The 21,844-nt window shown below is 66.4% G+C and carries 26 protein-coding genes; 1 reads left to right on the forward strand and 25 read right to left on the reverse strand.

Annotated elements, in window-relative coordinates; all coding sequences use genetic code 11:
• Window positions 1-71: 71 nt before the first annotated feature.
• From ACFWPX_RS30080 to ACFWPX_RS30165, 18 genes are all read right to left on the reverse strand, one after another.
• Entirely contained in the window at window positions 72-521 is a 450-nt protein-coding gene (locus ACFWPX_RS30080) for a hypothetical protein (protein WP_378931106.1), read from the reverse strand.
• 829 nt (window positions 522-1,350) lie between these two features.
• On the reverse strand, window positions 1,351-2,241 hold the full coding sequence (locus tag ACFWPX_RS30085) for a hypothetical protein (RefSeq protein ID WP_378931108.1): 891 nt from the start codon (window positions 2,239-2,241) through the stop codon (window positions 1,351-1,353).
• Between the two features lie 159 nt (window positions 2,242-2,400).
• Entirely contained in the window at window positions 2,401-2,733 is a 333-nt protein-coding gene (locus tag ACFWPX_RS30090; RefSeq protein ID WP_378931110.1) for a hypothetical protein, read from the reverse strand.
• Between the two features lie 250 nt (window positions 2,734-2,983).
• Window positions 2,984-3,187: a hypothetical protein gene (locus ACFWPX_RS30095; RefSeq protein ID WP_378931112.1), complete on the reverse strand. Its 204-nt coding sequence runs from the start codon at window positions 3,185-3,187 to the stop codon at window positions 2,984-2,986.
• Between the two features lie 569 nt (window positions 3,188-3,756).
• Window positions 3,757-4,479: a hypothetical protein gene (locus tag ACFWPX_RS30100; RefSeq protein WP_378931114.1), complete on the reverse strand. Its 723-nt coding sequence runs from the start codon at window positions 4,477-4,479 to the stop codon at window positions 3,757-3,759.
• Between the two features lie 91 nt (window positions 4,480-4,570).
• Window positions 4,571-4,993, reverse strand: a complete 423-nt coding sequence (locus tag ACFWPX_RS30105) for a hypothetical protein (protein ID WP_378931116.1) — start codon at window positions 4,991-4,993, stop codon at window positions 4,571-4,573.
• Window positions 4,994-5,003: 10 nt separating this feature from the next.
• Window positions 5,004-5,300 carry a hypothetical protein gene (locus tag ACFWPX_RS30110; protein ID WP_378931118.1) on the reverse strand — a complete coding sequence of 99 codons (297 nt, stop codon included), beginning with the start codon at window positions 5,298-5,300 and terminating at the stop codon, window positions 5,004-5,006.
• Window positions 5,297-5,695: a hypothetical protein gene (locus ACFWPX_RS30115; RefSeq protein WP_378931120.1), complete on the reverse strand. Its 399-nt coding sequence runs from the start codon at window positions 5,693-5,695 to the stop codon at window positions 5,297-5,299. Before ACFWPX_RS30115 ends, ACFWPX_RS30110 begins: the two co-directional genes overlap by 4 nt.
• 18 nt (window positions 5,696-5,713) lie before the next feature.
• The gene (locus ACFWPX_RS30120) at window positions 5,714-5,962 is read right to left on the reverse strand and encodes a hypothetical protein (RefSeq protein WP_378931123.1); all 249 of its coding nucleotides are present in this window, start codon (window positions 5,960-5,962) and stop codon (window positions 5,714-5,716) included.
• Between the two features lie 46 nt (window positions 5,963-6,008).
• Window positions 6,009-6,287, reverse strand: coding sequence for a hypothetical protein (locus ACFWPX_RS30125; RefSeq protein WP_378931125.1), 279 nt, complete (start codon window positions 6,285-6,287; stop codon window positions 6,009-6,011).
• Between the two features lie 821 nt (window positions 6,288-7,108).
• A complete protein-coding gene (locus ACFWPX_RS30130) occupies window positions 7,109-7,639 on the reverse strand; it encodes a HEPN domain-containing protein (RefSeq protein ID WP_378931127.1) in 531 nt (176 codons plus the stop codon).
• Between the two features lie 494 nt (window positions 7,640-8,133).
• A complete protein-coding gene (locus tag ACFWPX_RS30135) occupies window positions 8,134-8,487 on the reverse strand; it encodes a hypothetical protein (RefSeq protein ID WP_378931129.1) in 354 nt (117 codons plus the stop codon).
• 89 nt (window positions 8,488-8,576) lie between these two features.
• A complete protein-coding gene (locus ACFWPX_RS30140) occupies window positions 8,577-8,939 on the reverse strand; it encodes a hypothetical protein (protein WP_378931131.1) in 363 nt (120 codons plus the stop codon).
• Between the two features lie 374 nt (window positions 8,940-9,313).
• On the reverse strand, window positions 9,314-10,285 hold the full coding sequence (locus tag ACFWPX_RS30145) for a DUF3560 domain-containing protein (protein WP_378931134.1): 972 nt from the start codon (window positions 10,283-10,285) through the stop codon (window positions 9,314-9,316).
• Window positions 10,286-10,435: 150 nt separating this feature from the next.
• Window positions 10,436-10,648 carry a hypothetical protein gene (locus tag ACFWPX_RS30150; RefSeq protein ID WP_378931136.1) on the reverse strand — a complete coding sequence of 71 codons (213 nt, stop codon included), beginning with the start codon at window positions 10,646-10,648 and terminating at the stop codon, window positions 10,436-10,438.
• The gene (locus ACFWPX_RS30155; protein ID WP_378931138.1) at window positions 10,626-11,186 is read right to left on the reverse strand and encodes an antirestriction protein ArdA; all 561 of its coding nucleotides are present in this window, start codon (window positions 11,184-11,186) and stop codon (window positions 10,626-10,628) included. Before ACFWPX_RS30155 ends, ACFWPX_RS30150 begins: the two co-directional genes overlap by 23 nt.
• A gap of 609 nt (window positions 11,187-11,795) precedes the next feature.
• Window positions 11,796-13,517: a protein kinase gene (locus ACFWPX_RS30160; protein WP_378931140.1), complete on the reverse strand. Its 1,722-nt coding sequence runs from the start codon at window positions 13,515-13,517 to the stop codon at window positions 11,796-11,798.
• Between the two features lie 238 nt (window positions 13,518-13,755).
• The gene (locus ACFWPX_RS30165) at window positions 13,756-14,307 is read right to left on the reverse strand and encodes a hypothetical protein (RefSeq protein WP_378931143.1); all 552 of its coding nucleotides are present in this window, start codon (window positions 14,305-14,307) and stop codon (window positions 13,756-13,758) included.
• 98 nt (window positions 14,308-14,405) lie between these two features.
• Between ACFWPX_RS30165 and ACFWPX_RS30170 the strand changes: the two genes are divergently transcribed.
• Window positions 14,406-14,558, forward strand: a complete 153-nt coding sequence (locus tag ACFWPX_RS30170) for a hypothetical protein (RefSeq protein WP_378931147.1) — start codon at window positions 14,406-14,408, stop codon at window positions 14,556-14,558.
• 236 nt (window positions 14,559-14,794) lie between these two features.
• Here the strand turns inward: ACFWPX_RS30170 and ACFWPX_RS30175 are convergent, their stop codons facing one another.
• The 7 genes from ACFWPX_RS30175 to ACFWPX_RS30205 form a co-directional block, all read right to left on the reverse strand.
• Window positions 14,795-15,277: a hypothetical protein gene (locus ACFWPX_RS30175; RefSeq protein ID WP_378931149.1), complete on the reverse strand. Its 483-nt coding sequence runs from the start codon at window positions 15,275-15,277 to the stop codon at window positions 14,795-14,797.
• A 258-nt stretch (window positions 15,278-15,535) separates the two neighbouring features.
• Entirely contained in the window at window positions 15,536-16,030 is a 495-nt protein-coding gene (locus ACFWPX_RS30180) for a hypothetical protein (RefSeq protein ID WP_378931151.1), read from the reverse strand.
• 63 nt (window positions 16,031-16,093) lie between these two features.
• Entirely contained in the window at window positions 16,094-16,756 is a 663-nt protein-coding gene (locus ACFWPX_RS30185; RefSeq protein ID WP_378931154.1) for a hypothetical protein, read from the reverse strand.
• 215 nt (window positions 16,757-16,971) lie between these two features.
• Window positions 16,972-17,391, reverse strand: a complete 420-nt coding sequence (locus ACFWPX_RS30190; protein WP_378931156.1) for a hypothetical protein — start codon at window positions 17,389-17,391, stop codon at window positions 16,972-16,974.
• Window positions 17,392-17,475: 84 nt separating this feature from the next.
• Entirely contained in the window at window positions 17,476-19,233 is a 1,758-nt protein-coding gene (locus tag ACFWPX_RS30195) for a ParB/RepB/Spo0J family partition protein (protein WP_378931159.1), read from the reverse strand.
• Window positions 19,234-19,375: 142 nt separating this feature from the next.
• The gene (locus tag ACFWPX_RS30200; protein ID WP_378931161.1) at window positions 19,376-20,353 is read right to left on the reverse strand and encodes a DUF4192 family protein; all 978 of its coding nucleotides are present in this window, start codon (window positions 20,351-20,353) and stop codon (window positions 19,376-19,378) included.
• 225 nt (window positions 20,354-20,578) lie between these two features.
• Window positions 20,579-21,571, reverse strand: a complete 993-nt coding sequence (locus ACFWPX_RS30205) for a DUF4192 family protein (protein WP_378931163.1) — start codon at window positions 21,569-21,571, stop codon at window positions 20,579-20,581.
• Window positions 21,572-21,844 lie beyond the last annotated feature (273 nt).

The raw sequence follows: 21,844 nt of genomic DNA on the forward strand, positions 1-21,844 counted from the left end.
GTGGGCTGCGTGCGTGGGGTTTCCGCGACTGGGCACGTTCCCGGTGCCCGGCCGACGCGGTGGTGAGGGGGTTAGTGCTCGTAGCGGTCGTGCACGGGGAGCACGGCGATGCTGGGGTGGCCGAGGAGTTCGGTGAGGACTTCGCGGAACATCCCGTAGGAGGTGCCTGCGTAGTTGCCGCCGTGCATGGCGCCGGGGCGGCGGTCGGCGTTGCCTTGCGGGGTGAATGCGATGGGCTCGAGGAATGCGTACGGCGCGCCGAACGCTTGGCGGATCACGACGATCACCGGGGGCTGTTCGTCGGTGAAATCGGTTTCGCACCATTGAGGAATTCGCCCCAAGGTGGGCGTGGCGAGGTTGGTGAAGAGCACGCCGATGACGGTCAGCCGCTGGTGCGTGGAGGTGATGCCGCCGAGGGTCGTGTCGGTGGGCGCGCGGTAGACATCGACGGGCAACCCTTTGCGCATCATCTCGCGTTTGGTGGCTGCTGAGTCGATCCGGGCTACTTCGTTGCTGGTCATATTTCTATTCTATCCGACTTTACGTTCTATACGTTCTTTCGGCGTTCCTGCCGGTAGTGGCATTATTCACTCTATTTGTTTACGTTTCAGACTTGACGTTTCGTGCCCCATCCCTTTGGGAGCGCCTGCCACGCGGCGAGCGGCGGGCCCGGGCAGAGCCCGGTGGCGTCCGGGGACACCCCGGGCACCCCGGTAGGGGTGCGTCGAGTCGCCCGTCCGAAAACTGGAGATCGGGCGAGGTGTCGGTGTGTTCCTTCGGTCGGCCTAGTGGCCGACTCTGATCAGGGCCGGTGCCGGCCGGGCCGTGGTGGCGAAGCCATCGCGCAGCGACGCCGCAGGCGCCTCGGAGCGGTCGGTGCCGGGTCTGATAGGCCCGCTTTGCTAGGTCGACCGGAGGGGCGCGCCGACGCCGATCCGGGACGGCGACCCGCGCGGCCGCAGGCCGCGGTGGGGTGAGCGGCGGTGTGACCGGCGCCCGCGGATCCTTTCGCGTGTGGTCGGTGATCGGGCGGGGCACGGGCTTGGACGGGCCGGGTCTGGGGCCGGGTCGGCTGGGGTGTGGCCGGGATGGATCCTGCACTCGCTGTGCGAGTTCGGTCGGCGGCCCGGGGTGGTGGTGGGTCTCGCGTGGCGCCGCCGCGCGGCCGGAGGTCGCGGGTGTTGGTGACCGGGCGCGGGTCCGCCGGCGGGGGTTGCGGTCGTGCTGGTCGCGTGGGCGATGGGGCTGGGAGGTGATTGTGCGGGAGCTGCGGGCCCGCGGCAGGGCTTGGTGTCGCGGCAGCTCGAAGCATTTGGCGGTTTTGTCTATGGGCGGTCGCGGTGTGCGATGTCAGTCGTTCTCGGTGTTGAGCAATTTGTTTTCTTGGAGGAGGAATAGCAGCATGCTGCCCATTCGGATGAAGAAGTAGTCGCGGGCGCTGCCGGGGACTGGGATTGTGTCGATTTCGTGGTGGCGGATCCGGAATTTGTTTCCCATGCCGTTGAGTGCGTGCATTTCGTCGTTGATTACTTCTCTGAGCTCGTCGGGTTCGATGGCGGCGAGTAGTGCGGCGACCATGGCGGGTTTGCTTCCGGTTCCTTTGATGGTTTTGAGTCGCTGGAATCCGTCCCAGAGTTTTTCGAGTCCGTCTTGTCGTTGGTTGGGGTCTCGGGAGGTGTAGAGCTGGGTTGCGCGGGCGATTGTTTCGTCGAGGTCTGGGTCGCCGGTGTTGGGGCGCAGGGCTGCGAGCAGGTCGCGGAGCGGTTCGGGGCCGAGGCGTTGGATGCGTCCTGTGGTGTCCATTTCGTAGTTGGCGCAGCCTCGGGCGAGGATTGTGTTGATGCTGTCGCGTGCTTCTCGGAATCCTGCGCGACGGTCGAATTTGAGTTCGTGGTGCTTGGCGTAGCCGTGGTAGTGAGTGCGTTCCGGTTTGGATATTTTGGTGGCGGTGTAGTCGAGTAGATCGAATAGTTGTGTATCGCTGATGCGGTCGCGGGTTGCAAGTGGGATTTTTATGTCGTGAATGTGAGCGTGGAGATTGGTGAGGAAGCTGTTGGTGGCGGTGGCGTAGATGCCGTTTCCGTCATCGCAGTAGAGCGGGAATTGTTCGGCGAACCAGTGGTTGTTCACGAGGGTGATGACGTAGCCGAGTAGGCCTTCTCGCGTGTGGTCGGCGAGTACGTCTTTGTCGCGTGGTGTGGGGCCGGATTCGCGGTCGCTGTAGAAGGCGCTGGTGGGCACGGCGTGATCATCGCACGGGGCGTTGTGGGTGGTCGGTCGCTCGGCGTGACTGCTGAGTGTGGTGTTGGCGGAACGGGTTTGGAGTCGGGGGTGGTGGCCAGGTGGTCGGTGCGTTCGGTGTCGGGCTCGATGCGGTTGGGGTGTGCGGCGGGGTCTGGGTTAGGGCTGTTCGGCGAGGGTTTCGAGGTGGTGGCACAGAGCGCTGAGGGCGTAGATGGCGTGGTCGGGGTGGATGGTGTTTCGCCAGTTGTCGCGTTGGCTGTCGACGTTGTCGAGGAGCTCCTCGGCTTCGCGGGCGAGGTCGGCGGGGTGGTGGTCGGTGCGGCCGTCGATCCAGCGGGTGAGGAGTGGGTAGTCGGTGTCGGTGGCCCATCCCGCGGCGATGTTGGCGGCTTGGGCGTGGGTGAGTTCGGTGTGCCAGGGTGCGGTGGTGTTGGTGTAGAGGTGTTCGGCGAGGGTTTCGAAGGCTGCTTCGTCGTGGCGGATGCTCATGGGTGTCGTCCTTGGGTTCGGTGGGTTGGGTGCGTCGGGTGACCGCGCGCTAGCGCGGGCATCCGACGCTGTTTGTGTGGTGAGTTCGGTTGGGGGAGTGCGGGTTCGGCCGGTGTTGGTGGTGGGTGGGTCGGGTGCGTGGGCTGGGCCGGCTGGGGGGTTGGCCGGGTGTTGGGATGAGTTCTGCTCGAGCGCAGCGAGATCCGTTCCGGGTGGCCGGGCGGGGAAGGGGGCCGGAGCCCCCTGCCTGCTAGAGGCCCATGTGGTCGAGGGGGTCGATGTCGTCCTCGGCGGGGATGCGGTGGGCCTTGGTGAGGCTGATCGGTGCGTTGGCTGCGGCGTGGGCGAGCTCCCAGTAGTGGACGACCCAGGCGTGGTAGGTGCAGATTTGGACGCCTTCGATGATGGCGAGGTCGAGAGCGTGGCAGCTGGGGATCGCGCAGTAGGTGTTCATGTGAGGGTTCCTCTCTGGTCGGGGTGGCTGACTGGGGCGTCTCGATCACGGTGGCGGCGGGGGTCAAGGGTGGGCTGTGCCCATCACGTGTGGCGCCGTAGGCGCGCTTGACCCTCGCTGTCGCTGTGATAGCCCTGGATGAGTCAGCTGCTCCGGCTGGAGTGGAATCCGGTGGGCGCGTGTGAGATTCCCGGCTGTCATGGTCTCGGCCGGGTGGTGAGGGTGGCCGGGTCTGTGGTTATCGCGGCGTGAGTTCGGTTCGGGTGGTGCGGGTTCGGCTGGTGTCGGTCGTTGGGCGGGCCGGGTCCGCGGGCTGGGTCGGCTGGGTGGTGGCCGGGTGTTGGTGGTGCTGCTCGAGCGGAGCGAGACCCGTTGGGCGTGCGGGCGTGGCCGCGCGGGGTCGGGTTGGGGTTGGTTGTGGTGGGGGACGGTGTTGGTTGGGCCGGGTTGCGGGGCCGGGCCGGGCTGGGTGGCGGCCGGGGTCTTGGATGGGTTCTGCTCGAGCGCAGCGAGATCCGATGCCGGGGGGCGGCACGGGTGGGTGGTTGCCCGTCCGTGCCGGTTGGGGGTTAGCAGACGTAGGTGAAGGTGGCGGCGGTGATGGTTTCGAGTGCGGTGGCGAAGGTGTTGCGCAGGGTGGTGGGGATCGGGCAGTGTCCGGTTTCGCAGTGGGTGGTGATGGGGCGTGTCCAGTGGGGTGGGTGTTCGCCGGTTTCGTCGAGGTAGATGGTTCCGACGGGTTCGCCGTTGTTGTAGAGGTGTCCGCCGTGTGGGGCGAATTCGATGGTTCCGCCTTTGTCGTCGCGGCTGCAGATGTAGAGGCCGTCGCGGTATTCGACGTTGACGGCTCCGTCGAGGATGTACATGGCGTGGCCGTAGTCGAGGGGGGTCGTTGCGATGGGCATGGCGGGTTCGGGTTGGGCGGGTCGGGGTTCGGGCTGGGTGGGTTCGATGCCGCAGATGAGGACGTTGGTGGCGTCGGTGATGGTTTCGAGCGCGGTCAGGCGCTCGGTCATGATGTGGTCGGTGACGGGGCAGTGTCCGGTTTCGCAGTGGCGGGTGATCTCGCGGGCCCAGTAGGGGCAGTGGTAGTCGCCGTCTTCGTCGAGGTAGATGTTTCCGACGAGTTCGCCGTTACGCCAGAGGTAGCCACCTCGGGGGGAGAACTCGAGGGTGTCGGTGTGGCCGTTGCGGGTGGCGACGTAGCGGCCTCGGCGGTATTCGAGGGTGACGCGTCCGTCGATGATGGTCATGGCCTGGCCGTACTCGACTGGGGTGGTGTCAACCGACATGGTGGGTTCCTTCGTGGTGGGGCGTGTCGGCCGGGCACGTTCCCGGTGTCCGGCCGATACGCGGTGTGGATGGGCTAGGCGGGTTGGGTGGTCAGGGGAATTCGGGGGTGCTGGTGTTGCATCGGGTGCAGACCAGTAGCGCGGTGTCGGGGCGGGCGGGGTCGCGGGCGGGCTGCATGGGGGTTGCGCAGCAGTGGGGGCGGTGCATCGGCCGTGGTGCGGTGTTGGATTCGATCGCGGTCATGGTGGCGTTGAGGATGACGGTGTTGTCGGCGTCGGTGACGGCGTAGCCGCTCGAGTGGGGTTCGCTCCAGCGAACGGTGAGGGTGCCTTCGGTGGCGTGGTGGACGTAGCGGACGAGGTATTCGCGCAGTTCGTCGTGGCGGCCGGTGAGGTCGATGGCTGGGGTGCCGTGTTCGGTGGTGGCGCGCAGGGTCCAGTTGAGCCAGCGGACTCCGGGGGCGGGCTCGGTGCCGATGGTCTGGGTGGTGGTGATGGTGGCCAGTTTCTGCATGGTGTTCCTTTCAGTGGGGGCGTTGGTTGGTGTGCGCTGATGTCGCTGTTTCGGGCGGGTATTCCGGGATTGGTGTCGGGGTGGTTTCCTCCCAGCTGGTGACGTCCTGCGGTCCTGGTGGGTATTTCTCGGCGCTGTTCTCGTACTCGGTGGAGATGTGTTCGGCGTCCGCTTGGGCGATCCGGGCGGCTAGGTATGCCTCGGTCTCGGCGTCTTCGGCGTCGGGGTTCCAGTCGTCGGGGACCTCGATCTCGTAGGTGTCCCAGCGGCGCACGTCGGCGCCGGTGTGGACGATCAGCCGTTTCATGCTGTGGGCGACGGGTTGCGGTTGGTGGGCTGGTCGTCGGTGGCGAGTAGGCGCAGCAGGGTTGCGGCGGCGGCGCGTGAGCTGTGGAACTGGGTCCAGTCGCTGGGCGAGATCGCGGGCAGCAGTTCGGGTTCGGGGTTGGTTGTGTCGAGTCGGGTGCCGATGACTCGGTTCCGGGTGGGGTCGTCGGTGCGGATGATGGCAATCCAGGTGTGTGTGCGGGCGTCGCGGATGGCGTGTCCGGCGGTGGTTCCGTCGGCCTCGACGATGCGCATCGCGTGGTTGTAGTCGTCGCGGTTGAGGCGTGCTTCGTGGCCGTGGTCGCGGATGAGCGTCGCGCCGATGTCGTTGACGTAGGCAGTGTCGGTGATGGTGGGGGTGGTTGCGGTGGTCATGATGTGTCCCTTCGGGTTTCAGCGGTTGGCGGTTTCGGCGCGGTAGGCGGGCAGGCAGGTGGTGCAGAGTCGCTCGGTGTTGCGGATCGGCCCGTAGTAGTCGCATCCCTGGCATCGGGTGTGCCAGCGGTAGCGGCATCCGTCGGGCAGGTGGCCGCAGAGGTCTTCGTATTCGCCTCCGGTGGCGCAGTTGGGGCAGCGGCATTCGCCGGGCTCGGTGTAGACGGCTCCGTCGATGTCTTCGATGAAACTCACGGTGTTGGTCATTTCTCTCCTTCTCGCTGATGCGGATTTCTGGGGCGTGATCGGCGGGCTAGCGCGCGGTCGTTGCGTGTGCCAGCTCGTACTTTTCGGCCGCTGCCATGGCGTGGGATTCGGTCGGGTGGTCGGACTCGTAGGCGATGACGGTCCCGACGTTGATCCCGTTCTCGATGGCCATGCGGGCGACCGACAGGTCCCAGGTGTCGCCGAATCGGGTTACGTCGAATACGAGCGTGTCGGGGATGCGCATATCGCCTTTGGAGTACATGCGGCCGGTGGTGCCGACCGCGTAGAACGTGTCGGCGTTGTCGGTGTGGTTGGTGGCTGCCATGTCGTGTGCCTCTCTCCGTTGCTGTTACTTCTATTCTATACGACTTTACGTTCTATACGTTTCAATCGCATAGTTGCAGGCTGTGGCGTTTTTCACTCTATTTGTTTACGTTTTGGACTTGACGTTTCGCGCCCCATCCCTTTGGGAGCGCCTGCCACGCGGCGAGCGGCGGGTCCAGGGCAGAGCCCTGGCGGGGTCTCGGGGCTGGCCCCGCGCGGCCATCGGCCGCGAACCGAGTCGGCCCGTCCGAAAACTGAGGGTGGGGCGAGGTGTTGGTGTGTTCCTTCGGTCGGCCTAGTGGCCGACTCTGATCAGGGCCGGTGCTGGCCTGTCCAAGGTGGCGAAGCCATCGCGTAGCGACGCCGTAGGCGCGTTGGACTGGTCGGTGCTGGGTCTGATAGGCCCGTTTGCTAGGTCGACCGGAGGGGCGCGCCGACGCCGATCCGGGACGGCGGCTCGCGCGGCCGTAGGCCGCGATGGGTGAGCGGGCAGCGAGCTGGTGGCCCGGTGCCCGCGGGTCGCGGCGGCTGGCTCGGGTGGCGCGGGCATGGGTGGGCCGGGTCGGGGGCTGGCGATGCTCGGTGGTGGCCGTGGTGAATTCTGCACTCGCTCTTGCGAGTTCAGTCGGCGGCCCCGGGTGGTGGTGGGTCTCGCGGGGCGCCGCCGCGCGGCCGGAGGTCGCGGGTGTTGGTGACCGGCCGCGGTCCGCCGGCGGGGTGTTGGTCGTGCCGGTCGCGTGGGTGATGGGGCTGGTGGGTGATTGTGCGGGAGCTGCGGGTCGGCGGCAGGGCTTGGTGTCGCGGCAGCTCCTCTGTGTCTGTTCATACGGTGAGGGTCGGGGGTGCGCCGAGTCTGGTGAGGGTGTAGGTGACGAGTCGGTTGAGTTGGGTGAGTAGTAGTTTCGGGTCGGTGTGGCAGACGGCGGACAGCGCTGGTGTGCCGGGGCGGGTGTGGGGGTAGCGGCCTTCGTCGCCGCCGGGGTCGAGGTGGGCGAGTTCGCGGATGAAGGCGATGATGTGTTCGCGGTCGGTGCCGCCGGTGAACAGGTCGTCGCCGTTCTGTTCGAGGTGGTCGAGGAGTTTGTCGAGGTTGTGGCCGAAGGTCGGGCCTTGTGCGGGTGGGGTGAGTAGGGCTTTGAGGGCGAGTTCGGCGACTTGTCTTGTAAGGAAGAACGCCGGTTGGCCGAGTTCGAGGGGGCTGCGGATGATTTCTCCGGCGGCCATGGCGAATTCGGTGAAGGTCTCGGTGATCGGGTCGGTGGAGTTGGCGCGCGACAGGCACAGGACGGGGTCGGGGCTCTCGTGATCCTCGGTGCAGACGAACGGGCTGATGTAGGCGGTGTTCTCTGTCATGGGCGGCACGCTACGCGCGAGGGATGCAAAGCCTTCTGAGCTGGGGTTTTGCGCTCCGATCCGGCGGTGGCGGTGCGGGTGCCGCGGCCGGGGTTTCTGACAGGAGGAGGCGTTCGCGTTCGCGGTGGTGAGCCGGTGGTGGTGTGGTTGCGTCGGGTGACCGCGCGCAGCGCGGGCATCCGACGCCGCGGGGGAAGGTGAGTGGGGTTCGGCGGGTTCGGGGTCGGCCGGTGTTGTTGTTGGGTGGGTCGGGTGATCGGGGTCGGGGCCGGCTGGGGGTTGGCCGGTGCTTTCTGGTGGTGCTGCATGAGCGCAGCGAGTTCCTTTTCCGCGGGGCGGGTTTTGGGGTGGTGGGGTTGATGGTCGGGTCGGGTTGGTGGCTGGTGTGGTGGGTGTGGTGGCCGTGGGGTTGGTGGGGCTCGAGCGGAGCGAGATCCGATGGGCCGGGTGGCCGGGTGCGGGGCCGGTGGTGGTGTCCGGCCCCGTGGCGGTGGTCAGAACGGCGGATATTCCCAGGTGAACCCTGTTGTGCTGTCTGGCTTGCGGATGAGAACGGGGGCACCGTTTTTCAGTTGGAATTCCAGGGTTCCAGTGGCGGGCTCGGTGTCGGCGCTGAGGGCGTCGAGTGTTTCGGTGATGGTGTCGAGTAGGTAGCTGGTGGTGGGTGGTCCGGGGTGGGTGGTCCATTTGAATCCGGGGTCATTGCTGGATTGCCAGATGGTTACGGGGGTGCCGTCGTTCAACACGATTTCCATGCGGGCTTGCTCTGCGGGGTATTGGTTGCCGCTGGTGATCTTGCCGAGCAGGTCGGTAAGGGCGTCGAGTTGGCTGGTGTTGGTGGCGTCCATGGTGGTGGCTCCCTTGCTGGTTGGGTGGTGGTTGCCAGTGGGGGCCGGGCACGTTCCCGGTGTCCGGCCCCCGCTGGGCGTGGTCTGGTTTAGCTGCGTAGTTCTTGTAGTTTGTGTTCGGCCTCGGTCATCGCGTTGTTGATGAGGTCGTGCCCGTTTCCGTTGGCGAATGTTTCATCGTCGCCGGTGGTGAGCGGGTCTATGTCCTTGCCGTTTCCGAGCGTGCCGTATTCCATGCCCCATACGGAGTCTTCGCCGAGGTCTACCCCGGCCAGCGATGCCGTGACGACGATTCCGACGTATGACCATTCGTCGGCTTTCCATGCGGCGATGTCTGCGGGGCTGTAGCACTTTTCACGGTGCGGGGTGGCGGTTGTGTCGTCGTGCATTGCGGCTCGGATGGTGAATCCGTCGACAGTTCCGAATTCTCTTGTGGCGAGAATGTGTGTCATCTGCTCATTCCTTGCCGGGGTTTTGGCGGTGCCGTGTGCATACCGAGCAGGTGTGTTCGGTGGGGCAGATCGTTTCGGATTTGTCGACGTATTCGCGGGGGGCGTACCAGCGGCTTGCTAGGGCGCGGCCGGGGATTTTCGGTTGGAATTCGACTAGGACCCATCCTGTTGTTGTGGGTGCGCCGTCGGCGGGTGGGACTACGTAGGCGTGGGCGCCTTGTGTGTCCTTGGGTGTTTTCACGAATACTCGGTCGCCTATGTTGAATTCGGGTGTCATTTGCCGATTTGCTCCCGTTGTCGGGCTGGGTGGTTGGGTGTTCGGGCTGTGGGGGCCGGGCACGTTCCCGGTGTCCGGCCCCGCTGGCTCGTGGTGGTTAGCGGCCGTCGCTGCGGTTGCCTTCGGCGTCGAACGTGACGGGTTGCCGGTCGCTGTTGTAGACGCCCCGAATTTTGTGGTAGGGAAGGGTTTCGGTCCAGCTGTATTCGGTGCCGACGGTGACGGATTTCGCGTTAACCCGCTGGACGGGGTAGGGCCACAGTCCGAGGTTGGAATATTTGACGTAGTCACCTTTTCGGAGCATGGCTTTGGTGTAGACGGTGACGCCTTCGGCTTTCCGCTTTTCGACGTGGGATTGCCAATAGGCAATCTTGTCGGTGAGTTCTTCGATACAACGGGTGAGTTTCTCGAGGCGGGCGCCGGTGGCGGGTTTCGCGCCGTAGCTGCCGGTTGTGCCTGCTATCTCGCGTTCGAATCCGCGTTTGTCGGCGGCGAGCGCCTCGATACGGCGCAGGGTGACGCCGACGTCTTCGCGGTGGGCGGTGGTGTGGGTGGCGGCTTCGGCGCGCTGGGCGGCTTCGGTGGCTTCCTTGGCGGCCGCGACAGATTTGCGCGCCGCGTCGTGGGCTTTTTCGATGGCGCGGCGGTGGCGGCCTTCGCTGTGGTGACCTTTCTTGACGGGTTCGCCGCCGGGGGGCAGGGCCTCAGTGCGGCGGCGGTCGTTGGCGTCGGCGGCGTCCGACGCTGCGCTTTTGCGTTCGGCCTTGGCTTCAAGGGCGGCGACGCGCTCGGCCTGGCGGGCGGCGCGGTCGGCTTCGACCACTGCTGTCGGGCGGGCGGTGTCGTCGATCTCGATGGTGACATCGTGTCCGGCGGCGCGCAGGGCTTCGGCGGTGGTCTTGATGAGATGGTGTTTGGCTTCGCGGTCGGGGGAGTTCGGTACGTAGCAACTGCCGAGACTGCGCGACCAACGCCAACCGCGAGAGTAGAGGATTTCGTAGGTGCCGTCTCCGCGTGCGGTGCCGTCGATGAGTGTTCCGGTTTCGCGGTCGTGGGTGATGGTGAGCATTGGGTGTTTCCTCCTTGGGGGTGGTTGGTGGTGCGGTGCGGCTGGCGTGGATTACCGCCGGAAGCACGCTTTACAAGCCATTTTGCGGAGTTTGCGCGAGTACATGGGACCGTCGAGGAGGTCGGCGAGTTTGCCGGACTTTTCGCCTTGCTAGCCGCATTTCGCGCGCCATTGGATGCGGTGCACGCCGTGGCCGTTGTTCATCTCGTTGTATTCGGTGGGCTTGTGCTGCTGCATGTCTCCGCCCATTACGATGTAGCGGGCATGGGCGGGCACGGGTGCGAATTCTTCGGTCATGTTCTCGCTTTCTGCGGGGTTGGTGTTGCGGGGGCGGTGTTGGTTATTCCGGGCAATGGAAGACATGGAATCCGTTACTGCTGCGGTAGTCGTATACCGCCCCGTTGGTCAGGTCGTTGTATACACTGGCCCAATTGATGTGATCGGCGATCATTTCGGGAAGTGGTGAGTTTGAATGCATTTCGCCGAAGTAGTCTTCGGCGTAAGATGCCAGGGTCGCCCATTCGCCCCGGTATGCGTTGTGGAAATTCTCGAGGGCTGCCGCCCAGTTATTGCGGCAGGCGTCGAGTTCCGCAATCTTTTCGACGTAGATCGCGAACCCTTCGCGTGCTGAGTCTTCGACGAATGACTCATATGCTCGCGCGAATCCGACCAATGAGTTGAGCGATTCGTGCTCGCCGAAGTCGACGGGGCATTCGCTGTAGTCGTGGATTGCCCATTCTTCGGCGGGGTTGTCTTCTTCGCGGGCTGTCGGAGAGGTGGCGAGTAGCGCGGCGATTTTCTTGTGCAGGTCGCCTACGTCGCTGGTAGCGCTGATTTCGAACCATTTGCCGTGCAGAATTCCGGCGTTGTAGTCGGTCAGGCTCGCTACCCAGATTTTCATGCGTGGTGTCCCTTTCGGTCGTTGCCCTCGGTGGCGCTTTCTATTCTACATGACTTTACGGTCTTTACGTTTTCACGGCACAGGTGCAGGCTGTGGCGTTTTTCACTCTATTTGTTTACGTTTCAGGCTTGACCTTTCGCGCCCGATCCCTTTGGGAGCGCCTGCCACGCGGCGAGCGGCGGGCCCGGGCAGAGCCCGGCGGGGTCTCGGGGCTGGCCCCGCGCGGCCACCGGCCGCGAACCGAGTCGCCCGTCCGAAAACCGAGGGTGGGGCGAGGTGTCGGCGTGTTCCTTCGGTCGGCCTAGTGGCCGACTCTGATCAGGGCCGGTGCCGGCCGGGCCGTGGTGGCGAAGCCATCGCACAGCGACGCCGCAGGCGCCTCGGAGCGGTCGGTGCCGGCCCTGATAGGCCCGCTTTGCTAGGCCGACCGAAGGGGCGCGCCGACGCCGATCCGGGACGGCGACTCGCGCGGCCGCAGGCCGCGGTGCTCGGTGACCGGCCGCGGGTCCGTCGGCTGGGTGTTGGTCGTGCCGGTCGCGTGGGTGATGGGGCTGGGAGGTGATTGTGCGGGAGCTGCGGGGCCGCGGCAGGGCTTGGTGTCGCGGCAGCTCAGGGTGTTTCAGGATTTCGTTCAGGGTCGAATACGCCATGACGTCGCATGCGGTTTGCTAGGGCCGCAATACCATCTCGCAGCGACTTCGCTTCGCTGCGGTGCTTGCGGCGCCACGTTTCGGCTTCGGCGTGTTTGCCGCGCTTCTCGAGTAAGTCCGCGAGATGTTGCATGGCGGGAGGAAAACCACGTTCGGCGACGTGGCGGTACCAGGTTTCGGCTTCATCGAGATTGCCGCGCTTTTCGAGGAGGTTCGCGAGACTGATCGCGTTGACGTCATCGCCGTCATCGGCGCGACGGCGGTACCAGGTTTCGGCTTCGGTGAGATTGCCGCGCTTCTCGAGGAGGCGTGCGAGCGAGCCCATTGAGGTTTTGTCGCCGCTGTCGGCGGCGCGGCGGTGCCAGGTTTCGGCTTCGGTGAGATCGCCGCGCTTCTCAACAAGGCGTGCGAGCGAGCCCAATGAGGTTTTGTCGCCGCTGTCGGCGGCGCGGCGGTACCAGGTTTCGGCTTCGGCGAGATCGACGCGATACTCAAGAAGGCGCGCGAGGCTGCGCATGGAGGTTTTGTGGCCGTAATAGGCGGCGCGGCGGTACCAAGTTTCAGCTTCGGTGAGATCGCCGCGACTCTCGAGGAGATACCCGAGCGTGAACGTGGCGTTTTTGTCGCCACGCTCGGCGGCCCGGCGGAGGGCAGCTTCGCGGCCTATGTCGCGCTTGAACATCGGGTCCGAGTGTGCGAGGAAGGGGCGTTTGGTTTGAGCGTTCTCCTGCCTGATCACTGGACTTTGCGGGTCAAGCTGGTGATTCGGGGTGGAGATGGGGGGTGCGTAGGTGGTCGTGGTGATCGCGCGTAGTGCGTTGGTCGCGAGTTCGAGGCAGGTGGTGTAGCGGTCGTCGGGGTCTTTCGCCATGGCGGTGGTGATGACGTGGTCGAGGTAGTCAGGCAGGTCAGGCCTGGCTGCGGTGGGAGCGGGCGGGGCGGCGTGTAGGTGTGCGTTGATGAGCGCTGCGGGATCGCGGGTGGGGAAGGGGACCCGGCCGGTGAGTAGTTGGTAGAGGGTGGCGCCGAGGGAGTAGATGTCGGATCGGTTGGTGATGGGTTGGCGGCGGAAGCGTTCTGGTGCGGCGTAGTTCAGGGAGGCCGCGACGTGGGTGTCGGTCACTGTTGATCCGAGAGCGCGGGCGATGCCGAAATCGGTGAGCACTGCTCGGTCTTCGTCGAGTAGGACGTTGCCGGGTTTCACGTCGCGGTGCATGGTGCCGTGGGTGTGGGCGTGGTCGAGGCCGCGGGCGATGTCGGTGATCAGCTCGACCGCCCGTTCTGGGGTAAGGCCATTGGGTGTGGTGGTGATCAGGGTGGTGAGGTCGCCGCCGGCGATGTAGCGCATCGACAGCCACAGGTGGGTGTCGGTGGGGTCATCGAGGGCGTTGCGGTCGTAGACGTCGATGATGTTGGCGTGGTTGAGCCCCGCGACGAGTTGGGTTTCGCGGTCGAATGCGGCACGGATTTCGCGACTTTCGGTGTGGGAGTCGTTGATGACTTTGAGCGCGACGTCGCGGTGTAGGCGGGGGTGGCGGGCGAGGTAGACGGTGCCGGATCCGCCCGCGCCGAGGGTTCGCAGGATGCGGTGCCCGCCGATGATTGTTCCTGGTTGCAGTGGCACTGATGTCCTCCCCCGGGCCTTCGTTCGGTTGTGTCGAACGAGGTTGCGTTTCAACACAATCTACTTAGCGGGGGCGGTGGGGCTGCCTGGATGGCGAAGCAACGGTGGGTGGCTGGCGAAGTCACCTCCGTGAACGGGGTGGCGAGCCGCGGGGAGGTGGGTGGGCTGGGGCCGGGCGGTGTGGCGCGGTAGCGGGCGGGCTGGTCGTGATGGGGCTGGGTGGTGATTGTGCGGGAGCTGCGGGCCGGCGGCAGGGTTTGGTGTCGCGGCAGCTCAGGGCATTTCGCGGTGTCGTTCAGTACACGCTGTCGAAGTGGCGGGCGGGTGTGCGGGGGTTGTCGAACAGGGCGTGTTGGTGTGGTGGGTCGGGTCGTGGGGCGGGTTCGGGTCGTCGGGTGCGGCGGGGCAGGGCGAGTAGTGGGTTGGTGGCGAACAGTTCGAGCGGGATGGGTTGGTTGTTGGGGTGGTGGTGTTCGGTGAGCCAGATGCGGGTGTTGCCGTGGGCGGCGGCGCGGGTGTCGAGGGTGAATTCGAGTTCGGTGATGATGAGTTCGGGGACGGTGACGCGGTGGAGGTATTGGGCGAAGTCGCGGTCTCTTTCGGCTTTGTCGATTTCGTCGGCGATGTGGGCGCGGCAGATTTTGGTGGTGTATTGCGCGATGCCTTCGTGGGTGTTGTGGGACCAGGTGAGTCGGTGGGTGGCGCGGGCGCGGCAGATGGTGATGGTGCCGCGGTGTTCGGGGTCGAGGCCGGGCCCGGGTGGGGTTTTCCAGATGGTGGCGTAGCAGGTGGGGATGAGTCTGGTTTTGGTGATCGCGGTGCGGGTGGGTTGGTGGTTGGTGGTCATCGTCGCGGCTTTCTGGTCGGGGATCGGTGCTGGTTGGGGGTGTGTGGGCGGTGTAGTGTCGGCGGTTCTGGTGGGTTCGGTTGGAAGGGGTGGTTTCGATGGAGTCGGCGGTCGAGCGGGCGGCGGCGGCGTTGTTGGCGCGGATGAGTCCGGTGTCGGATGCGCAGCTCGAGGCGGTCGTGGAGGGTCGTTCGTGGCGGCCGGAGGAGGGTCCGCGGTTCCAGTTCTCGGTGTCGCGGCCGGTCGGCTAAGAGCGCCGGGGCTGCCTGCGGTCGCGTTCGACGTTGGTGGGCTCGGCGTCGCGCGCGAACGTCTTCGCGTGGTCTTCTGGCTTCTGCGAGAACAGCGATGGCCTCCGGGAAACCCGGGGGCCATCGCTGTGTGGTTGGTACGGCGCCGCGTGACCGGCGCCTGTTTGTTGGGCACCGGTCAGGGTTGTGGTTTCGCCGTGGCGGGTCGGGTTCGGTGGCCGGCGCCGCGGGTGGTGTCAGAGGGTGTCGCGTTGGTGTTCGAGGTGGCGGGTGAGGGCGGCGGCGAGTCGGTTCGCGGGTTCGTAGGCGACTTCGTAGGGCCAGTGGGTTTCGTTGTAGGCGAAGTTTTCGTGGAGGGCGTCGGCGTCGGCGATGAGCTCGTCGAGTGTGACGGGTTGGTTGGTGGTCCAGGCGTGTAGGTGGGGGAACAGGTCTTCGTTGGCCCATGCCTCGGCGATGGCGCGTGCTTCGTCGTCGGTGATCGAGGGTTCCCAGTCGCTGCTGCTCCACAGTCGCCAGGCGATCTTTTCGATGCGGTCCATGGTGAAGGTTCGTTCGGTGCCGGTGTGGTTGTCGGTGACGGTGAACACGGCGTCGATGGTGTCGTGGTCGGGTTGCCGGGCGAGGGCGGCGTGGGCGGCTTCGTGGGGGTCGGGGGCGTGGACGTGTTCGGTTGTCTCGGTTGCGGTGTTGGTCCAGGTGACGGTGTAGGCGCGCATGGTGGTGGTCTTTCGGTGTGGTGCGGCGGGTGACCGCGCGTAGCGCGGGCATCCGCCGCGGGTCGGAGGTGGTGAGTTCGGTGGGGGTCGGGGCTGGTTGGGGTCGGGGACGGTGTTGGTTGGGTCGGGTGGTCGGGGTCGGGCCGGCTGGTAGGTGGCCGCTGTTGTTGGTGGGCGCTGCATGAGCGCAGCGAGTTCCTTTCCGCGGGGGCCGGGCCGGGCACCGTGGTGGGGTGCTCGGCCCGGTTGGTTGGTGGGTTAGCGGAAGGTGCCGTAGTTGTGGCGGAGGTTGGCGATCTGTTCGAAGGTTTCGAGGTAGCGGCGGAGTGCGTGGGCGGCGGCGGTTTGGGGGTGGTATTCGCCTTCGTGGGGCCAGGTTTCGGGGGTGTTGGTGGTGAGGTCGTCGGTGAGTTTTTGGGCGTCGGCGCGTGCGTCGGCGGGGGTGGTGGGTACCTGTTGTGCCCAGTTGTGCAGGTGGGGGTAGTTGTCGTCGTCGGTCCAGGATTTGGCGATGAGGCGGGCTTCGTCCTCGGTGAGGTTGTGGTCGCGGGTGTCGGGTTCGGCGAGGTGGACGCGCCAGCCGATCGCGATGGCGGGGGTGTAGGCGACGGGGTATTCGGTGTCTTCTTCGTCGGCGACGGTCCAGTTGAGGATGTCGGTGGGGTTTTGGGTGATGGTGGCGACGTGGTGGAGGGCTTCGCCGGGGGTGTCGGTGTTGATGATGATGGTTCGGGTGCAGAGGTAGTCGGGCATGGTGGGTCGGCCTTTCGTGGTGTGGGGGCCGGGCACGTTCCCGGTGTCCGGCGGGTGAGGTGGTTAGAGGTGGGGGAGTAGGTCGACGGGGGGTTTGGGGAGTTCTTGGGTGCTGGCGATTTGGGTGAGGATGTGGGCGCGTTGGCGGGTGCGCCGGAGTGCGGTGCGTGTGTCGGCGGCTTGGCCTTCGAGGGAGGCGATTCGGGCGCTGATGGTGTCGAGTTCGTGGCGGGCGGTGCGGGCGGCGGCGAGTCGGTGGAGTTCGGGCAGGTCGGGGCGGGTGGCGAAGTCGGTGATGAGGGCGGCGAGGATGGTCAGGGTGCGGGTGGTGGTGTGGGTGGGGGCGGGTTCGGTGCTGTTGGTGGTGGTGTTGATTCGGCGGATTCGGCGCCAGGCTCCTTCGCTGGTGATGCCGTGGAGGGTGTCGATTTTGGTGTCGTAGTTGTTGCCGACGAGTCGGGTGCCGTTGATGGTGAGTCGGTCTGACCATTGGTCGGCTGGGGTGTCGGCGGCGATGCCGAAGCCGAATTGCGCCCAGGTCGCGGTGGGGGTTTTCAGGGGGAGTGCGACGCGGATGCTGATTGATCCGTGGATGCGGTGGCCGGTGAGTGTGTAGATGACGGCGGCGGTGTGGTCGTCGCGGCGGGTGGTGATCTGTATGGGGCCGACGTTGGGGATGTGGGTTGTGTGGGCGGGATCGGTGGGGGTGGTGAGGGTTTGGGTCATGGGGTGGTGTGGCCTTTCGGTGGTTGGTTCGGTCGGGGGTGGTGTTGGCTGGGGTGGTTGTTGGGTGAGTCGGGGTGCGGTTCTGGTGGCGCTCGGTGGTGGCCGGGGCTTTGGATGGGCTCTGCTCGAGCGCAGCGAGATCAATTGCGGCCGTGCGGTTTTCGCAGGGGTGGTGCAGGCACCGGGCGGGGTGCCCGGTGCCTGCGGTGGTGGGGTTAGTCGGTGGAGGGTGCGCCGAAGTAGATGAAGGCGGGGGAGTCGGCGTTGAAGTACGGGGTGACGGTGTCGTCGTCGGCTTCGTAGCGTCGGCGCAGTTCGCTCACGGCGGTGTCGTAGACCTGGGTGAGGGTTTTGGCGTTGTAGCGGGTGGCGGGCTGGGTGTGGATCTCGGTGGCGGTCTTGCCCATGCCGAGGTTCACGCGCTGGGTGCGGCAGGTTCCCTCTTGCCTCTCGTGCAGGGTGTTGACGACTGCGCGGTAGCCGATGCCCTTGTAGTAGCTGACGTTGAGATCGGTGCGGGCCTGCCACCCTTTGGCGTCGGGCTCGCCGACTGGCCAACTGGCGGTGAGGTAGCGGTCGCGGCGGTCGCCGGTGCGCTGGGTGGGTTCGGTCATGGGTGCGTTGGTGTTGGTCATGGGGTTTGGTTCCTTTCGGGTGTGCAGATCGCCGGGCGCGTGTTCGGGCGTCCGGCGATCTGCGGGGCTGGTGGGGGTGTGGGGTTAGTTCTTCTTGGTGTTGTTCTTGTTCTTCTTGGGGTTCTTCTTGGCTTCCTCGACGGCGGCCTCGGGGGCGAGTTCGCCGAGGGTGACGAGTTCGGCGGGGCCGAGGGTGTAGCCGGTTTCGCGCAGCCACGCGAAGTAGAGGGCGACGTTCGTGGTTGGGGAGTTGTAGCCGAACGCTGCTGTTCGCAGGTCCCGGTTGTAGATGCGCCAGTAGCGCGGGGTTTTTTCGTTGGGCTGCAATCGGGCCTCGAGTGAGCCGAGGATCAAGCCGATTGCGATGACGGTGGCGCGGGGTTCGCTGGCCTTGTCGATGGCGGTGCCGTCGCGGAGTTTGGCGCTGTCGACTTTGAGCAGTGTGGCGGCGATGTCTGGGCCATAGGTCTCGCCGGTGAGGTGCGGGTCGTTCCAGGCGAGACGGGTAGCGAGGTGCAGCGCGCCCTTTACCGGTTTGGTGGACTCGAGCTGTGTGGCGAGGTGGTCGCGGCGGGCGACGGTGTCGTCGCGGGCGAGTTCGCTCATCGTGCGGGAGATGTTGTTGCCCTGGGCCTTCTCAGCCGGGGTTTTGGGGTCGTGGGGGTCGCGGCGCATGAGTCCGGCCGCCTTGCGGTCGATGCAGAACAGCGAGGGGCTGAACACGTCACCCTCGCTGACCTCGTTGGCGTGGATCTTGCCTTCGGCGGCCTCGCGGTTGGGGTCGGTGAGGGTGTCGGCGTCGATGTCGGTTTCGGCGACGGGCTGGCCGGTGGCGGTGATGATCCACCCGTCCGAGCGGGTGAGGTAGACGGCCCAGTGGCTGGCGGCGACATCGGCGTCTGTCACCCTCTTGCCCTGGGGTGTGCACAAATGGGTGATCGGCACGCACTTCGCGTCGACGCTCCAGCCTCCGGGGTTGCGCTCGAGGATGGTGTATCCGCGTTTGCGCCAGGTGCTTTCGGCGGCGGCACGGGCGGTCGCGGCGCGCTTTTCGCGCCGGATCTTTTCTGCGGTGCGAATGCGATCGGCCGTGCCGCTCGCGCGGGTGATGCGGCTGACCGCGTCAGGGTCGTCCTCGAAATCGACCAGGAGTCCGGCGTCGATGATGCTGATCTGGCCGGATTCGACGGCGGCGGTCGCGGCTTTGGAGCCGATGGCGCGTTTGGCGGCTTCGGCGACTTTGCGATCGACGCCGATGCGGCGGGCCGCTTTGGCGGGTGTGCCGCCGGGGAGTGCGAGGAATTGTTGGAGCGCTTTGAATTCGTCTGCTTCGTTGACATGGACGTGTTGTTGGTTGGCTCGGAGCTGGGTGGCGATGAGCGTGGCGTGGGCCTCGCTGTCGTTGGCTCCCTTGGGCGGGTCGCGCAGGATCACCGGCAGCTTCTTCACACCGGCTTCGATCGCTCCGAGGACACGGCGGTGCCCGTCCCGGATCTGCAAGTGACCGTCGGCGGTAATCCAGACGGTCGGGTCCTGTTCGTAGCCTTCGGTTTTGGCGAGGGCGACGAATTCGGGGGTGATCGTCTGGGCGGCGTTCTGGCGAACGTTGAAGCCGACCAAGAGCTGCCCCGGGTCTACCGGGAGCGGCACGCGCCGGGTGGGCGAGGCGTCGAGCATGGCGTTCAGTTCGGCGATCCGCTTGGCGGTCATCGGCTTGGGCTTCGTGGTCTCGGCGGCGCTGGCTTCGGCGGCGCTGGCAGTGTCGGCGGTGGCGTCGGCGGTCGACTCGGTGCCGAACGGGTCGCCGGGCGCGGTGATGGCGTCGGCCAGTTGGGTGCTCATGGTGGTCGGTCTCCTAAGCTGAGTGGTGATCAGCGTCCGGGCGGGTTCCCGCCGCCCGGACGCGGGTCTTTTGCGTGGGTGGGTTTGTGTTCGGTGCTGCCGGGGTGTGGCGGTGGTGCTCGGGGCGGGTGGGCAGCTGCGCTCACCTGGCGCGGTCCCAGAGCCGGGCGACGAATTCGCGGCGCGACGCGGCGCGGATGATCTGGCGGTGCATTTCCTGTGCCCAGGGGTCGCCGGGGCGGTCGGTGAGGGCGGCGTCTGTCGCGACGATCGCGGTGAGGGTGTCGCCTGCGAGGTAGGCGACGGCGGCGGCGAGCTGTAGCGCGTGGATGCGGTACGTGCCGGGGGTGGTGCGGGCGAGTTCGCGGGCGAATTCGCCCAGACCGGGGGTTTCGTCGGTGAGGGCGGCGAGTTTGGCCACGACGGCGGGGTCTGCCAGGCGGACCGCGACGCGGGCTCGGGCTCGGGAGCTGAGCGCGTCGGGGTTGTGCGGGTCGAATTGGGCGAGTGTTGCCCAGAATTCGGCGACATGGTCGGTGAGTTGGTCGGCGCGGGGTTTGCCGCTGTCGGCGACTTCGGCACCGAAGTGGGCGACGGCGAGGTCCATGCACAGCCGCTCGGTGCGGATCGGGTCGAATATCGGGGCGTACTCGGCTTGGACCTCGGCGAGGGTGCGGGTGATGTCGATGCCGCGTGCGGCGGCGACTTGGGCGGCGGGGATTGCGTAGGGGTCGGCGATGGTGCCGACATCGGGGGCGGGGTCGCTGCTCCACCACAGTGCGCCGGGGGCGATTTCCTGGGCGACCCATGCTCCGGCGAATGGTGCTGCGGGGCTGGGGATCTCGTGGGCGAATATGGCGGCGAGGTCGCGGTGGTGTTGGGCGCGGCCGGTTTCTTCGGCGCGGTCGTCGACGATGAACAGCGCGATGGCGTCGGCGCGGGCTCGGGCGATGTTGCCGGTGATGGCGGTGATGTCTTCGGGTTCGGGTCGCCGGATCGGGCCGGGGAGCAATCCGGTGGGGTGGTGGTTGCGGAGTAGGACGGTGATGGCGTAGTCGGTGGGCCGGTGGCACAGCAGTGCGGGGATGCTGGCGAAGATGCGGCCGGGATCGATGGGCATGAGGCTCCTTCGGGAGTGGTTGCCGGGTAACGGGTTTCGGCGCGCGATGGTGCGCCGTGGTGGCCCTCGGGCGCGCCGGGTCGGCGTGCGCGGGGCGGTGTGGTGCTTGGCTGCTGTGGAGTTGTCAAAGGGCTCGGCGCGGACTACCGCGATCCGGTGAATCGGTTTACGTTCTTTACGTTTTCCGGGCGCGGTTGTGGCTGGCCGGATTCGGGGGATGGTCGGTTAGGAGATGCCGGGCAGGTCGAGGCCGAATTTGGCGGCGGCGATGGTGCCGACTGCGAGCAGTCCGCGCAGGTAGGTGAGGGGGATGATGCGGTCGTGCCCGGTGGTGACAGTGTTCATGAGGGCGTTGTCTTCGACCTTGATGCGGCGGGCCTCGGCGCGGGCGTGGGTGATGGCCTCAAGGCTGTCGGTGCCGCTGCCGTTGATCAGGTGCAGGTAGGCGACGGCGGCGAGGGCGTGCATTCGGGGTGCGCCCTGCATCTGGTTGGCAAGGGCGGTGTAGATGGCGGCTGCGGTGGCGAGGTCGATGGTTGCCACACCGAGCAGGGCGTCACAGGCGGTGGTGTCGGTGGTGAGCATGATCGACACGCGGGCGGCGAGCACTTCGGTCGGCTCGCCGTTGATGCTGACGGTGACGGCGAGCGCGCGCAGGGTGGCGGCGGCGAATCCGGCGCTGTTGGCGGCGGCTTGGGCGGCGGCGACGGCGACGGGCCCGGGGGCGGGGGCGGCGACGGTGGTGTAGCAGGCGGCGATTGCTCGGCGGTCGGCGAAGATTCGGCGGCCGGTGGTGATCGCGGCGATGGCGTGGGCGGTGGCGGTGGTGTCGGTGATGACGCCGCCGACCGGGCGGTCGAGATCGCTCCATTCGGCTCCGAGCGCGAGTCGGGCGGTGAAGGCGCGGGCGCGCACGGTGATACCGACGGCGTTGAACTCCTCGGCGAGGATGGTGGTGAAGTCGATCGCGGGCCCGGTGTGGTGTTTGTCGGCCACGGCGATGATCACGACGGATTCGAGATTGCGGGTCTCGGCGACTTTGGCGAGGTGGGCGGCGCATCCGTAGCGGTCCTGGTCGAGTGCGACATCGACGGCGAGCTCGATCATGCGGCCTCGGGTGAACACGAGGGCGATGGTGTTGGTGGGCATGTAGCCCACGAGTGCGGGTACGGCGGCGATGTATTCGCCGGTGCTCAGCTGCTCGACGGTGGTCAGCACGTGATCGGTCCCTTTCGGCTGTGGGTCTTGCGACCCGCTCTCCCTCTTGCTTGCATTTCTATTCTACATGCATTTACATTCTTTACGTTCTTTCGGCATAGGTGCAGGCTGTGGCGTTTTTCACTCTATTTGTTTACGTTTCAGACTTGACCTTTCGCGCCCGATCCCTTTGGGAGCGCCTGCCACGCGGCGAGCGGCGGGTCCGGGCAGAGCCCGGCGGGGTCTCGGGGCTGGCCCCGCGCGGCCCCCCGCCCCGAGCCCAGTCGCCCCGCC

Source organism: Nocardia sp. NPDC058518 (assembly GCF_042719655.1).
In the GTDB taxonomy this organism is placed as follows: Bacteria; Actinomycetota; Actinomycetes; order Mycobacteriales; family Mycobacteriaceae; genus Nocardia.

Bases quoted from the DNA above. Each gene is read 5' to 3' on its own strand.
- ACFWPX_RS30185 (WP_378931154.1), bottom strand. From the start codon at position 16,756: ATGACCCAAACCCTCACCACCCCCACCGATCCCGCCCACACAACCCAC.
- ACFWPX_RS30115 (WP_378931120.1), bottom strand. From the start codon at position 5,695: ATGACCACCGCAACCACCCCCACCATCACCGACACTGCCTACGTCAAC.
- ACFWPX_RS30080 (WP_378931106.1), bottom strand. From the start codon at position 521: ATGACCAGCAACGAAGTAGCCCGGATCGACTCAGCAGCCACCAAACGC.
- ACFWPX_RS30195 (WP_378931159.1), bottom strand. From the start codon at position 19,233: ATGAGCACCCAACTGGCCGACGCCATCACCGCGCCCGGCGACCCGTTC.
- ACFWPX_RS30125 (WP_378931125.1), bottom strand. From the start codon at position 6,287: ATGGCAGCCACCAACCACACCGACAACGCCGACACGTTCTACGCGGTC.
- ACFWPX_RS30145 (WP_378931134.1), bottom strand. From the start codon at position 10,285: ATGCTCACCATCACCCACGACCGCGAAACCGGAACACTCATCGACGGC.
- ACFWPX_RS30180 (WP_378931151.1), bottom strand. From the start codon at position 16,030: ATGCCCGACTACCTCTGCACCCGAACCATCATCATCAACACCGACACC.
- ACFWPX_RS30110 (WP_378931118.1), bottom strand. From the start codon at position 5,300: ATGAAACGGCTGATCGTCCACACCGGCGCCGACGTGCGCCGCTGGGAC.
- ACFWPX_RS30170 (WP_378931147.1), top strand. From the start codon at position 14,406: ATGGAGTCGGCGGTCGAGCGGGCGGCGGCGGCGTTGTTGGCGCGGATG.
- ACFWPX_RS30175 (WP_378931149.1), bottom strand. From the start codon at position 15,277: ATGCGCGCCTACACCGTCACCTGGACCAACACCGCAACCGAGACAACC.
- ACFWPX_RS30120 (WP_378931123.1), bottom strand. From the start codon at position 5,962: ATGACCAACACCGTGAGTTTCATCGAAGACATCGACGGAGCCGTCTAC.
- ACFWPX_RS30130 (WP_378931127.1), bottom strand. From the start codon at position 7,639: ATGACAGAGAACACCGCCTACATCAGCCCGTTCGTCTGCACCGAGGAT.
- ACFWPX_RS30105 (WP_378931116.1), bottom strand. From the start codon at position 4,993: ATGCAGAAACTGGCCACCATCACCACCACCCAGACCATCGGCACCGAG.
- ACFWPX_RS30165 (WP_378931143.1), bottom strand. From the start codon at position 14,307: ATGACCACCAACCACCAACCCACCCGCACCGCGATCACCAAAACCAGA.
- ACFWPX_RS30190 (WP_378931156.1), bottom strand. From the start codon at position 17,391: ATGACCAACACCAACGCACCCATGACCGAACCCACCCAGCGCACCGGC.
- ACFWPX_RS30155 (WP_378931138.1), bottom strand. From the start codon at position 11,186: ATGAAAATCTGGGTAGCGAGCCTGACCGACTACAACGCCGGAATTCTG.
- ACFWPX_RS30095 (WP_378931112.1), bottom strand. From the start codon at position 3,187: ATGAACACCTACTGCGCGATCCCCAGCTGCCACGCTCTCGACCTCGCC.
- ACFWPX_RS30200 (WP_378931161.1), bottom strand. From the start codon at position 20,353: ATGCCCATCGATCCCGGCCGCATCTTCGCCAGCATCCCCGCACTGCTG.
- ACFWPX_RS30090 (WP_378931110.1), bottom strand. From the start codon at position 2,733: ATGAGCATCCGCCACGACGAAGCAGCCTTCGAAACCCTCGCCGAACAC.
- ACFWPX_RS30100 (WP_378931114.1), bottom strand. From the start codon at position 4,479: ATGTCGGTTGACACCACCCCAGTCGAGTACGGCCAGGCCATGACCATC.
- ACFWPX_RS30140 (WP_378931131.1), bottom strand. From the start codon at position 8,939: ATGACACACATTCTCGCCACAAGAGAATTCGGAACTGTCGACGGATTC.
- ACFWPX_RS30135 (WP_378931129.1), bottom strand. From the start codon at position 8,487: ATGGACGCCACCAACACCAGCCAACTCGACGCCCTTACCGACCTGCTC.
- ACFWPX_RS30150 (WP_378931136.1), bottom strand. From the start codon at position 10,648: ATGTCTTCCATTGCCCGGAATAACCAACACCGCCCCCGCAACACCAAC.